Source organism: Pirellulales bacterium, assembly GCA_019694435.1.
In the GTDB taxonomy this organism is placed as follows: Bacteria; Planctomycetota; Planctomycetia; order Pirellulales; family JAEUIK01; genus JAIBBZ01.
In genome coordinates this window covers 311,542-324,398 of record JAIBBZ010000003.1, presented here as the reverse complement: position 1 = coordinate 324,398, position 12,857 = coordinate 311,542, and the positions used below count along the sequence as shown (strand labels likewise).

Here is a 12,857-nt window from a genome sequence, read left to right as displayed (position 1 = left end):
GGGCGCAGGCCCAAGGTAGTGGAATTGTTTCCCGGGGCGTTTGCCCCCAACGCGGCCATGTTGCTTACGCCCTATACGATCCTCGACCTGAACGACGAGCGGCTCGTCGAGTGCACGCACGGCGTGATCGAGACGGCTGGTGGACGCTTCGTGCGGATCGAGCTGCGCCCGTTCCCGAAATGGGTCACGCCCTGGGAGTTGATCGCGCAAGGCGACTGGTACCACCGGCGATTCGGCCAGGATCGCTGCCGGTTGTACTTCAACCACTCGGCCCGACTGCCCGAGTTCATGGCCCTGAAATACGTCTACTCGGGCCGGGGTACGCGGCTGGCGAGTTTCCGTCTGGCACTGCGCGTGTTGGACGAGGTGGCCCGCCGCCGGGGCGTGTCTGCGATCGTCTGCGACGCGGCCAACTTTCGCATCTCAGGTCGCTTGCTGGCGCGCTGGGGTTGGGCATCGCATTGCCCGAGCCGCTGGCACCGCAATCACATCAAGCGGTTCTACGGCAAGTTTCCGCAGCCTCTGGTGTTCGACCCGCTGGGTTACCCGGTGGCTGACGAACAGCCGGCCGAGCAACTGCTAGCTGCCGGCAGCGGCGTGCAATTGACCTTGTGAAACCTGGGGGGTGGCCGGTACTTTCCGGCCCGGTCCCCGGCGACGCAAGGCGTCTGGCGGCGTGTGTTTGCCGCTGTGGCCGGTCCCATCCGAGCTGTTCTGTATCTTCGAGCGCGAGCGATTCCCGCACATGGATCGTGCCGGCCCACTGCTGTTGACGAGTCTCGCGCTGGCCTGGGCTTGCGGCTGCACGCAACAGAACCCTTATCTGGCGGGCGGGCAACCGAGCCTCGCGCAGCAGCAGCAACAACTGTTGCAGCAGCAACAGGCCGCGCTGCAGCCCCAGATGCAACAGGCGCAGCTCGCCATGACGCAGCAAAACCAGGAGCTGATGTCGCGGATCAGCGCGCTCGACCGCGACAACCAGGAGCTCGATTCGCTGTTGGCCCAAGCGCGGCAGCAGAACCAGATCTATGCCGAGCAGCTCACGGCGCTGCGCGATCAGTTGGGCGGCGCGGCGCAGCAATTGGCCCAAACGCGCCAGCAGCAACAACAAGCCGAACAACGCGCGCAAACGCTCGCGGCCTCCTCCCGCCGGCGTACGGGCGCTTCGATCAGCGCCAACAACAGCCTGCAGGAAGCTTTGCCGGTGATCACCGTGCCGGGCGTCGAGACGCGGTTCGACGGCGACGTGATTCGCATCGAGCTGCCCGCCGACCTGGTGTTCGAACCGGGTACAAATCGGTTGCTGCCGCAAGCCAGCGCGACGATCGACCTGGTGGCCGCCGAGGTGCTGCGGCTGCACGGCCGGCAGCTCATCGGCGTCGAAGGCCATACGGACAGCGACCCGCCGACGAATCCGCAATGGGTCAACAACCACCAGCTTTCCGTGGGACGGGCCCTGGCCGTGTATGATTACCTGGTGAGCCGCACCCAGCTTCGGCCCGACCAGATGTTCATCGTCGGCCACGGAGCGAATCACCCGGTGGTGTCGAATGCCACCCCGGCTGGCAAGGCGCGAAATCGCCGCGTCGAGCTGGTCATCTATCCCGAGCGTCTGCCGGGACGTTAAACTCGCTGGTTTGGCGCGAACCAGCAGACGCTGCCGATGGTCTGCCTGGTACCCCCCCGGCCTGCAGCCCCTTGCCGGCCCCCACCTTGGTCCGACTTTGTTCGAGCGTTGCGGATGATTGCGATCGTCGATTACGGGATGGGCAACCTGCGGAGCGTGCAAAAGGGCTTCGCCAAGGTCGGGCACGAGGCCGAGATCGTGGCCGACGCGGCGGCCCTTGAGCGGGCCGACAAGATCGTGCTGCCGGGCGTCGGGGCCTTTGCCGACGCGATGGACGAGCTGCATCGTCGCGGGCTGGTCGAGCCGCTGCGCAAGCTGGTCGGCGACGGCCGGCCCTTTCTCGGCATCTGCCTCGGCCTGCAGTTGCTGTTTGAAACCGGCTTCGAAGACGGCCGGCACGAGGGGCTGGGCATCTTTGCCGGCGAGGTCGTGCGGTTCGACTTGCCGCACGAATTCAAGGTGCCGCACATGGGGTGGAACCAGTTGGAGATCCGCCGCCCGGCGCCGGTGCTCGCGGGGTTGCCGCCGGATACTTACGTCTATTTCGTGCATTCCTACTACGTGGTGCCCAAGGATCCCGCGATCGTGGCGACCGAGACCACCTACGGTCGCCCGTTCTGTTCGATGATCTGGCAGAAGAACGTGTTCGCCACGCAGTTCCATCCGGAAAAGAGCCAGGCCGACGGCCTCAAGATCCTGGCCAACTTCGCAGCGCTGTAGTGCCTGTCCACGTCTCCGCGCTTCTGTCGAGCGTCGCGTTCGTCGTTGCTTCAATCGCCGTGCACGCGACTGCAGATTCGACTATCCTTGCCCCGGGGTTCAACCTTCGCTGGCAAGGAACGGCGGTATGAATAAGCTCATCTGGACCGGTCGGGTGCTTTCGTGGTTGATCGGTGCGCTGCTGATCATGTCGGCGGCCGGTAAATTCGCCGGGGGCGCCGGGCTGGAGGAGGGCTTGAAGCACCTCGGCTTGCCGATGTCGATGGTCAAGCCGCTGGCGATCGTCGAGCTCACCTGCGCCGTCGTCTACCTGATTCCGCAGACGGCCGTGCTGGGGGCGATCCTCATCGCCGGCTACATGGGCGGGGCCATCTGCACGCACTGGCGCGTTGGAGATCCGTTCATCGTGCAGATCGGCGTGGGAGTCGTGGCGTGGCTGGGCGTCTATCTCCGCGACCGCCGGCTGTGGGCGCTCTTGCCGCTGCGCCGCCTGTATGACGGCGACGCCGCGACCTGACGGCGGCCGACGCCGTACAACCGGCTCCAAGCGCAGGGCCTGTCGGCAGGTGGGAAGCCCGTGCGCCTTTTGCTTGATTCGCGCTAGCCGCTGTGGCAAACTCGCCAGACTAGCAGTCCGTGGCCGATCCGCACCCGGGACCACGAGTACGTCTTGCCGAGTGTTCGAGACGTCCCCGATCGATGCGGAGCCGCCGACGCGTGCCCGACGAGTGGGGACATGCAGATTTGGCCGGCGATCGATTTGAGGGCAGGCCGTTGCGTGCGGCTCGAGCAGGGCGATTTTTCTCGCGAGACGGTCTTTGGCGATGACCCCGCCGCGATGGCGCGCTCGTTCGCCGAACAAGGCGCGCGGCATCTGCACCTGGTCGATCTGGACGGCGCACGCGAGGGAAGGCCGTCGAACCTCGACGCCGTACGGGCCATCGTCGCGAGCGTGCAGCTGGAGTGCGAGCTGGGGGGCGGGGTGCGCGACGAGGCCACGATCGAGCAATTGCTGGCGCTGGGGCTCGCGCGGCTGGTGATCGGCACCAAAGCGCTCAAGGAGCCCGACTGGTTTCGCGGCGTGTGCCGCCGTTTTCCCGGTCGGCTTGTCCTCGGGCTCGATGCCCGCGATGGGCAAGTGGCGACCGACGGCTGGCTGAGCACCAGCGGCACTTCGGCGGCCGAATTGGCGCGGCAATTCGACGGCGAACCTTTGGCTTCGATCGTCTACACCGACATTGCCACCGACGGCATGCTGGCTGGACCGAACCTGGCGGCGATGGCCGAAATGGCCGCTGCCGTGCGGACGCCGGTCATCGCCTCGGGCGGCGTGACGACGGCCGACGATGTGCGCCGGCTGGCCGAGGCCGGCGTGGCGGGCTGTATCATCGGCCGCGCGCTGTATGCCGGCACGATCACGCTCGGTGCCGCGCTGGCCGCGGCCGCGCCCAGCGCGGCCTGAACCGAACGACCAACGAACCAAATCCCGGAGTACTCACCCCGACAACACGCACGACGCCGCAGGGATTTCTCCACCGGGACGATTCGACGGGCATTGCTCGCTTGAGAGCGCAGCACTCGCATTCATCTCATGTGCCACATCCGGAGACGAAGGACTCGCTATGGCAGACCGCAGCATCTCGGATATCCGCGCCCTGGTCTTTTGCGGCCATGGCGCATCGGGCAAGACCACGTTGCTGGACAAGATTCTGCAGAAGACCGGGACGATTAATCGTTCGGCCAGCGTCGACGACGGCACCAGCGTCTGCGATTTCGACGATGAAGAGAAGCACCACAAGTATTCGATCGAAGCGTCCGTCGCGCATTTCGAGTACGGCGGCAAGCTCTTTCAGGTGATCGACACGCCGGGCTACCCCGACTTCATCGGCGCCACGATCGGCGCGATGCAGGCCGTCGACACGGCTGTGATCATGATCAATGCCCACACCGGTATCGGCGTCAACACCCGGCGGGTGTTCGAAGAGGCCGGCAAGGCGGGCCTCGAGCGGATGATCTGCATCACCAAGATGGACCTGGAGAACATCGACTATCCGAAGCTGCTGGCCGAAATCCAGGAGCTGTTCGGATCGCACTGCGTGCCCTGGAACGTACCGATCGGCGTGAGTCACGAGTTTCGCGGCGTGGCCAGCACTTTGCATCCGCCGGACGACGTTACCGGGGCCGTGATCGATCCGCACCAATTGCACGAGACGCTGATCGAGGACATCGTCGAGGTCGACGAAGCCGCCACCGAGCGCTATTTCGCCGGCGAGGAGCCCAGCGACGAGGACATTCCCCGGCTGGCGCAGGAGTCGGCCCTCTGCGGCAACTTGATTCCCATCGTCTGCCTGTCGGCCAAGTTGGACTTTGGCGTCGACGAGTTTCTCGACGCGCTGCTGCAATGCTCGTTGCCGCCCGACAAGCGGCACATTTTCGGCACCGACGTCGCGGGCCAGCAGGTCGAAGTGCAGGCCTCGCCGGACGGCCCGCTCGTGGCGCAGGTCTTCAAGACGCGGATCGATCCGTTCGTCCAGAAGCTGAGCTACATTCGCGTCTTCTCCGGTACGCTCAAGAAGGACGACACCGTGCACGTCTCCGGCGTGCGCAAGGCGGTGAAAATCTCGCAGTTGTTGCGGCCGCAAGGCGGCGAGAACCAGCCCGTCGATCACGCGGGCCCGGGCGACATCGTGGCCGTGGCCAAGCAGGACGATCTGCACACCGGCGTGAGCCTGGGCGATATCGAACTGCCCCGGGCCCAATATCCGACGCCGATGGTCGGCTTGGCCGTCGCGCCCAAGGCGCGCGGCGACGAGGCCAAGCTGTCCGGCGCGCTCCACAAGTTGCTCGAGGAGGACAACACCTTCCGGGTGACGCGCGATCCGCAGACCAAAGAGATGATCATGACGGGCATGAGCGAATTGCACCTGCAGATCATCCGCGAACGGCTCAAGCGCCGCGACAAGGTCGAGGTCGACACGAAGGAACCGAAGGTTCCCTATCGCGAGACGATCACCGCCAGTGGCGACGGCAGCTATCGGCACAAAAAGCAGTCGGGCGGCCGCGGGCAATTCGGCGAGGTGCACATCCGCTTGTTTCCCTTCCCCAAGGGTACGAAGCCGGAAGAGTTTTGCACCAAGGATCGCTTCCCGTCGATGCGCGAGCAACACTACGACGCCGAGCACAATTTCCTCTGGGTCGACTCGATCGTCGGCGGCTCGATTCCGAACAACTTCCTGCCTGCCGTCGAGAAGGGGTTCAAGGAACGCTTGGCCCGCGGAGTGATCGCCGGCTTTCTCGTGCAGGACGTGTGCGCCGAGGTTTACTTCGGTAAGCATCACCCGGTCGACAGCTCAGAAGCCGCGTTCAAGACGGCCGGGTCGATGGCCTTCCGCAACGTGTTTCAACAGTCACGGCCCGTGCTGCTCGAGCCGATCGTCAAGCTGCACGTCACCGTACCGGCCGACAAACTGGGCGACATCAACAGCGATATGTCGGGCCGGCGCGGCCGAGTGCTGGGAATGAACGCGGCGGGCGGCGATTTGCAAACCGTCACGGCCGAGGTGCCGCTGTCGGAAGTGACGACCTATGCCCGCAGCCTATCGAGCATCACCGGCGGCCGCGGCAGCTTCGCGATGGAGTTCAGCCACTACGACGCCGTGCCGGGCAACGTGCAAAAGGACATCATCGACAAGGCCGGGATCAAGGAGGAGGAAGAAGAGGAGTAAACGGCTTCCCGGGCACGACGCTCAGGGCCGACTTTCCGCTGGCATCGCGTTGCTAGTCCCCTCGCAGCGGCCGGGGGCGCGATGTTTCGTGCGCAGCAGGCTCAATCTGCGCACCTGGGGCGTCGAAGACTAGAAAAGAGCCGCAGCGGTCGTGGGGGTCGCGGGCGGCTTGATTCTGCCTGGTTCGACTCCTAGGATGACCGCAGCGAGGCGACGCTAGCAGGCCGCGCGAACGGGCTGCTGGCATCGGACCCTGCCCGGCGTCCGCAAATCACGGCTTGAAAGCCGCTGCGCATGAAACCCGCGTTCTCGATCGGCTGTTTTTTCCGGCGTGGCGGCTGTTGCCGCCGGCGTGGTTGTCCGGCCTGACCGGACAACCTTCTTTCCCAAGCTTGCGCCCGCTGTTCGTGTTGTTGCCCGTTGCCTGCGTGCTCCCCTGGAGCACGCGGTTTCGCAGGGCGGACATCCGCCGCCTGGATGAGCGCCGAGGAGCCTTTGCCGATGGCCACCGATTTTCGCCGTAAAGAGTCGCTGCCTGCGATCACCGACCGGATCGTCAAGACTTATACCGACCCCGGGTCGATCCAGCACCTGGGTCATTGCGCGCTGCCGAGCTATAAGGTGGTGGTCGAAGTCATCGAGGATCTCAAGGAGATCCTCTACCCCGGCTACCGTCGCCGCGAGAACCTGCACCTGGGCAACGTGCTCTATCACGTCGGCGACCTGATCGACGGGTTGCACGATAAGCTGACCACGCAAATTGCCCGGGCCCTGCTGCACGATGCTGATGCGCGGGGAACGCTCGATCCGGACGCCGACTACGAGGCCCTCGGTCAGGCGTCGGCCATTGCGTTCCTCGAGCAGCTTCCCGAATTGCGCCAGATTCTCCGGTACGACGTGCAGGCCGCCTACGACGGCGATCCGGCAGTCACCAACGTCGACGAGATCATTTTCTGCTATCCCGGCCTCGAGGCGGTGACGATCTATCGCCTGGCACATTTGCTGCGCGAAGGGGGCGTGCCGCTGATCCCGCGGATGATGACCGAGTGGGCGCACTCAAAGACCGGCATCGACATTCACCCGGGCGCGCAGATCGGGCATCATTTCTTTATCGATCACGGCACGGGCGTGGTGATCGGCGAGACGTGCGAGATCGGTCATCACGTCAAGCTGTACCAGGGCGTCACGCTCGGCGCGCTGAGTTTTCCGACCGACGGCGATGGGCAGATCATCCGCGGCCACAAGCGGCATCCCACGCTCGAAGACCGCGTGGTGATCTATGCGAATGCCACGGTGTTGGGCGGCCAGACGGTCGTGGGACACGACTCGGTAATCGGCTCGAGCGTGTGGCTGACGCGGAGCGTCGCGCCGCGCACCACCGTTGTGCTCGAAAAGCCGAAGCTGCGCATCCGCGGCGAAGCGAGCGACGATCTGTTGCCGGAAGACATGAACTACCAGATCTGAGCTGGGCGGCGGCGCCCGGCTGCGCGGCAGTTACATCCGTTGGCGCGTCAGGCGGCGCGGCGGGCAATGCTCACGGCCGAATGCGCCAGCCGTGGAAAGCGCCGGGCCATCGATTGCAGTCCCCCGGCGACGCGCAGGCCGATCCGCAGCGACGTGGGAGCGATCTCGGCCGTGTGCCCTGTTTCGACGAGGTGCTGCAGGTAGTCGACCATGCCGCGCACGTGCGGTGCGGCGATGTAGTCGTCACCGGCGGTCACGGGAACGCGAAGCGGGTCGAGCCATTGACGATCTTCGTCGCGCACGTACCAGACGTTGATCCCGTCGAAGTTGGCACGGTGGTAACGGTGGCTCAGCAGAATCGGTTCCCACGATTCGACGCCGTTGGCCTCGACGAGCAGGATGCGCGGACGGAACCGCGTCCAGTCGGCGCCTTCGATGACTTGCAGCTCGCGGCCTTCCACGTCGATCGACATGAAGTCGATCAGCCGGGCGCCGACGTAACGTTCGCAGAGCGTGCGCAACGTCAGCACCGGCACCTGGCGCTCGAAGTACGGCTGGCCGAGCCCGCTGCGGCGCTCGGCGACCTCCTTGCTGAGCGTCGACAGCGCCGTGGCGTTCGGAAATTCATAGAACGTGAGCGTTGATTCTTCATTCGAGATGGCGACCTGCAGGTTCAGGTCCCGCGGCCGGAGCGGCGGAATCTCGTTGTAGATCGTGCCGGGCTCGATGTTGATGCCGCTCCAGCCACTGTCGTAGAAGTGCTTCGTGACCGAGCAGTTCACCGGGTGATTGGCGCCGACGTCGATATAGAACCCGCAATAGTGCGGCGGAAACACGCGGCGAAGCAACACGTCTTCACCGATCTGGGCATACGAGATCATGGTCATCGCGGGCAGACTCCGGGCGCGCAGGCCTTGCGGTTGAGACGATGCGGAACTGGCCGGGGCAGGGTGTAACATGCCCGCCGCGCAGGGGTCAAGACGAGGCTGCGCGGAACCTGACGCGTGCCGTTGGCCGGAGCACGCGGTAAGCTGGCAAGGGTTCGAGGCCCGCGGTCGAACGCGGCGCCGTGTAACCCGTCGAGGGGGCATGTCCGTGCTGGGACCCGTTTTTCCCGTTGAGCTGACGACGACGCTACGGCGATCACGCTATTTCGTCGTGCGCGTGCTGTATTTGCTCGTGCTGGCCGTCACCTTGTGGGTGACGGTCGAAAGCACGTCCTGGGTGCGGTGGTCCGCCGGCGGCGGCACCGATTGGCGGGTCATGGCCCAGATTGCCAATCAGTTCTTCAATACGTTTGTCGTCGTGCAACTGCTGGCAGTGCTGGCAGTCGCCCCGGCGGTCGTCGCCGGAACCATCGCCGAGGAACGCTCCCGGCGGACGATCGAATACTTGTTCGTCACCCATTTGCGCGACACGGAGATCGTGCTCGGCAAACTCCTGGCGCGGCTGGTACCGATCACGCTGCTGTTGGCCGCGGGGCTGCCCATCCTGGCCATCGTGATGACGTTGGGAGGGATCTCGCCCAAATTGCTGCTGCAATGTTTCTGCCTCACCGCCAGCACGCTGTTGTGGGTCACCGCGTTGTCGATCTGCGTGTCGGTGTTCTATGGCAAGGCGCGCGATGCGGTGACGAGCACCTATGGCATGTTGTTTGCGCTGCTGGCCGTGATTCCGTTTGCGTGGGGTATGTACGAATCGCTGCAAATCGTCACCCCGTACGACCTGGCTGTGGAAACTGTGCTGACCGGTTTCAATCCGTTTTACGTCCTCGCGCAGGTGCTCTGGGCCGGGGCCTGGTCAGGCACCGATCAGGGTTGGGTGACCCTGGGCTTGATGGTCCTCTACCACGCGGTGTGGACCGTGGGGTGTGTGCTGTTGGCCATTTGGCGGCTGCGCCCCGCACATCTGCAGGCTCGTGCGCGGGCCCTGCCAGCCGCGCGTGCGAAAAAAGCCTTGCGCCGTCGGCCGGGTCGACATGCGATGTTGTGGAAGGAAATCTACGTCGAAGGGCGCCCAACGCGATTTCGTCGCACGCGGCGCTGGCTGACCGTTCTGGCCGTAATCGCCTGGGCCGTGGTTGTCGCCTGGCAGTGGTTGTTGCATCTCGACAGTTATGGCATGGGGTCGCGCTTTACCTACTGGTACTTCTCCGTCTGGACTAGCGTGCTGATCTCGACGATCGGCCTGGTGATTGTCACTGCCCGCGCCGCATCCTGCGTGACAATCGAACGTGAGCAGGACACCTGGCTCATGTTGATCAGCACGCCGCTCGAGGCGCGCGAGATCGTGCGGGCCAAATTCCTGGGCACGCTCTATTCTGCTCGCGTAATTCTCGTCGTCCTGGCAATCGCCTGGCTGCCGCTGCCGTTGGTCGTGGGACGCGCGGCGCTGATTCTGATTGTCGTCGCGCTCACCTTGGCGGTGCTGGCGGCCTTCTTCTGCATGTTTGGCATCTGGTGCTCGCTCCGGAGCGCGTCGTCCGTCCGGGCCCAAGCAGCCGCGGTGGGGATCGGGATGTTTTTAGGCGGGGGCTACTTGTTTTGCTCCCTGCCCATTGTCTTGGCCAACGGTCCAGGCCAAGAAAGCATGATGGTCTTGGCAGCCTGTGTTCCCTTCCTGCTGTCGTCCCCCTGGAATTTTCTCACTCCGGAGGGTGTTGTTCTGGGTGCCTCTGAGTGGGACATTTACGTGACCGCCTGGGGTGTGGGCGTATGCGGATATGCCTTCGGTGCGTGGGTGTTCTACAGCCTCGCGTGTACACGTTTCGATCACCTCGTCGGTCGTAGCGATTCGGCCTCCGATCTGCCTCGACCGGTCACGCCGATTGCCGAGTCGCGGTCGCCGTGAAGTACAGCGCTCGCGCGGCCAGCCAGCCGCCGAGTGCGATCAGAGTTGCTGCGGTGACGCCGGCGCCCAGGTAACAGCTGGTAGGTCGATAGATGAACTCGACCTGGTGTTGGCCCGCCGGCAGGAACACTCCGCGCATCACCTGGTTGGCGCGCGCGATCGGCGCGGCGGTGAACTGCGCAGCGGGCGCGGTGCGAACGCGCGCCTGCCAGCCCGGGTAGAATTGATCGGCCAGGACCAGCAGACCCGGCGCGGCCAGCCGAACCTCGCAGACGACACGTTCGGGTTCATGGCGGGTGATTTCGCAGCGCTCGCCGGCTGCGACATCTGTGTCGGGTCCTTCGGCCAATTCCTCGTGCGACAGTTCGACGATCGGCCGTTCGCGCAGATTCGCGAAAGGGCGCAGGCTCGGCGGGAAGTGCAACCGGAACTCCTCGAGCGATTGCCAGCGATGCGTGACCCAGGCACGCGGCGGCCGATCGGGCGACAACCACACGGCCGTGTCCGCCGTGTGCACGCCTCGGGGCTCGAGCGATGCTCGCACTCGATCGAGCCCAGGGTCGCGCGACGCTGTGGGCGTTCGTGCGTTGCTCGGCAAGATGTACGCATCGGCGGCGAGCAGATCGAGGCCGGCGCCGGGAGTCTTGCCACCTTGGTGGAGGGCGCCCAGCGTTGGTTCGATGAACTCGGCCCAAAACTGCCGGTAGTCCGCCAGCTGGAACGAGCCGGGCACGCGCAATATGCCGACGCGATCGGTGAGCGGATAGCGCGGAAACGTGGTCTGTTGATCCCAGCGCCAGGCCTCGACGACGCGCTGGGCCGAACTGCTGCGCTGCCAGGCATCGGGAAGCCACAACGGGGCGCGGTAGACGCGGAGGCACTCCGGGCCGGGGCGCAGCGTCCGAAGCTGGTCGACGATCGTTTCTCGAGGTCGGTCCGCTGCCGGGGTCGCGGTCAGCATCCAGCCATGCGCCACGGTCAGCTCAAGCGCAGTCGCTGCAACGAGGGCGCGAAACGCCCAGCGCACGCTGCGCGCTGCTTTTCGCCAGCCGTGGCCATCCGGCCGGCGCTGGGCCCAAGTCCAGATTGCCGCGCCCAGCGCGGCGACGATCGCCGTCTGGACAAATCCCCAACGCAGGTCGGCCAGCGCCGCGCCCGGATTCAACGGACCAAACAGCAGGTCCGGCGGCGCGTCGAACGTGACGAGCAGCCGGGCCCACAGCGGAATGCATAGCCCCAAGGCGACGAGCGAGACGCTTGTCAGCAGCGCCAAAGAGATCCACGCTCGACGAGGCGCTCTGCGCCAGGCGTCGGCCCCCAGCGCGGCCAGCGCGGCCAGCGCCACGCTGCTGACCAGGAACAGCTTGCCCGGGTAGCGGAACCCGCCATAGCCAGGCAGGCCGTGCTGCAGGATCCCGTAGCCACCGGCGCTGCCGCAAGCCAACGCGGCGGTGGCCACGGCGACCAGCGCCAAGACCACCACCGCCGGACGACGCCGGGCACTCGCCAAGGTTGATGCGGCCGCCGCAAGGGGGATCGTGCCCAAATAGAGCGAGTAGGTCCATTGCCGGCTGCCGCCGGGCAGCGCATTCCACCAGCGGGCATTCATGGGATAGAGCGTGCCACCAAGATTGGGCCAAAGGAGTTCCAGGTAGCGGGCCGGTGGAATGGCAAACAGTTCGACGAGACGCTCGTGGACGCCGTCGAGCGCCGCACGCGTACTGAGTCGATACAACTCGGCGGTCGGCACGATCTGAATCGCCGCCAGCGCGACACCGAGCCCTATGGCGCCACCGACGCGCAACAGCCCGCGGTAACGAGTGACCGAGCGGCGCCCTCCCCAACCGCACGCCAAGAGCCACGCCAGGCCCGCGTGGTAGGCGCTTTGCGGTTCACCTCCCAGCACGAGCAGAGCCCAGACCAGGCCGGCTTTGACCGGGTCGCCCGGGCGCGCGTCTCGTGCGGCGCGAATGCCATAGAGCAGCGCCGCGGGCAACCATGCCGAGCCGACCAGGAAGACGACGTTCGTGACCTGGAACAAGACCTGTCCGCAGAGTGCATAGGCCACCCCGGCCAGCGCCGCGCCGGTGCGCCGAGCCCCCCAGGCCCGAGCCGCCGCGAACATGGTCGCGCAGGCGAGCAACAAATGAGCGGCCAAGTACCAGGCCAGTGCGACGTCGTTATTGATCGGCAGGACCCACAGCAGCTTGAGCGGATAGAACACGCTCGAGGTGCCGTCGGCGGCCAGGGGCTGGCCCAGATTCTCGTACGGGTTCCACAGCGGCACGCGCCCGGCTGCCCATTCATCGCGGCACAGCGCGAACACCGGTGTGTAGAAATGGGCCACGTCGCGAAACGTGGGCACTTGAGCGCCGCAGAGCTGCTGGCCCAACAGCCAGAGCACGGACAGCCCAACCAGGGTCAGGGCGCACAGCAGTTCGCCGCTGGGGCGCAATCGAGAGGGCGGCATA

Annotated in this window: 10 protein-coding genes; 8 read left to right on the top strand and 2 right to left on the bottom strand. The window is 65.5% G+C overall.

The features are described 5' to 3' along the window. Positions 1 to 18 precede the first annotated feature (18 nt). The 7 genes from K1X74_05070 to K1X74_05040 all read left to right on the top strand — a co-directional run bounded on the left by K1X74_05070 (position 19) and on the right by K1X74_05040 (position 7,536). The gene (locus tag K1X74_05070; GenBank protein MBX7165700.1) at positions 19 to 615 is read left to right on the top strand and encodes a hypothetical protein; all 597 of its coding nucleotides are present in this window, start codon (positions 19 to 21) and stop codon (positions 613 to 615) included. A gap of 130 nt (positions 616 to 745) precedes the next feature. After that, positions 746 to 1,627, top strand: coding sequence for an OmpA family protein (locus tag K1X74_05065; protein MBX7165699.1), 882 nt, complete (start codon positions 746 to 748; stop codon positions 1,625 to 1,627). Between the two features lie 114 nt (positions 1,628 to 1,741). After that, entirely contained in the window at positions 1,742 to 2,347 is a 606-nt protein-coding gene (hisH, locus tag K1X74_05060; protein MBX7165698.1) for an imidazole glycerol phosphate synthase subunit HisH, read from the top strand. A gap of 127 nt (positions 2,348 to 2,474) precedes the next feature. Continuing rightward, entirely contained in the window at positions 2,475 to 2,864 is a 390-nt protein-coding gene (locus K1X74_05055; protein MBX7165697.1) for a DoxX family protein, read from the top strand. Between the two features lie 219 nt (positions 2,865 to 3,083). Beyond that, complete coding sequence (gene hisA / locus K1X74_05050; protein ID MBX7165696.1) at positions 3,084 to 3,809, top strand: 1-(5-phosphoribosyl)-5-[(5-phosphoribosylamino)methylideneamino]imidazole-4-carboxamide isomerase; 726 nt, start codon at positions 3,084 to 3,086, stop codon at positions 3,807 to 3,809. Between the two features lie 160 nt (positions 3,810 to 3,969). Then, on the top strand, positions 3,970 to 6,072 hold the full coding sequence (locus K1X74_05045; GenBank protein MBX7165695.1) for an elongation factor G: 2,103 nt from the start codon (positions 3,970 to 3,972) through the stop codon (positions 6,070 to 6,072). A 501-nt stretch (positions 6,073 to 6,573) separates the two neighbouring features. Continuing rightward, positions 6,574 to 7,536, top strand: a complete 963-nt coding sequence (locus K1X74_05040) for a serine acetyltransferase (protein ID MBX7165694.1) — start codon at positions 6,574 to 6,576, stop codon at positions 7,534 to 7,536. A 47-nt stretch (positions 7,537 to 7,583) separates the two neighbouring features. Here the strand turns inward: K1X74_05040 and K1X74_05035 are convergent, their stop codons facing one another. Continuing rightward, positions 7,584 to 8,423 carry an FkbM family methyltransferase gene (locus tag K1X74_05035; GenBank protein ID MBX7165693.1) on the bottom strand — a complete coding sequence of 280 codons (840 nt, stop codon included), beginning with the start codon at positions 8,421 to 8,423 and terminating at the stop codon, positions 7,584 to 7,586. A gap of 202 nt (positions 8,424 to 8,625) precedes the next feature. Between K1X74_05035 and K1X74_05030 the strand changes: the two genes are divergently transcribed. Further along, complete coding sequence (locus K1X74_05030) at positions 8,626 to 10,386, top strand: ABC transporter permease subunit (protein ID MBX7165692.1); 1,761 nt, start codon at positions 8,626 to 8,628, stop codon at positions 10,384 to 10,386. On the opposite strand, the gene K1X74_05025 is transcribed toward K1X74_05030, so the two are convergent. Next, positions 10,355 to 12,856, bottom strand: coding sequence for a YfhO family protein (locus K1X74_05025; GenBank protein ID MBX7165691.1), 2,502 nt, complete (start codon positions 12,854 to 12,856; stop codon positions 10,355 to 10,357). The genes K1X74_05030 and K1X74_05025 overlap by 32 nt on opposite strands. Between the last annotated feature and the right edge of the window lies 1 nt (position 12,857).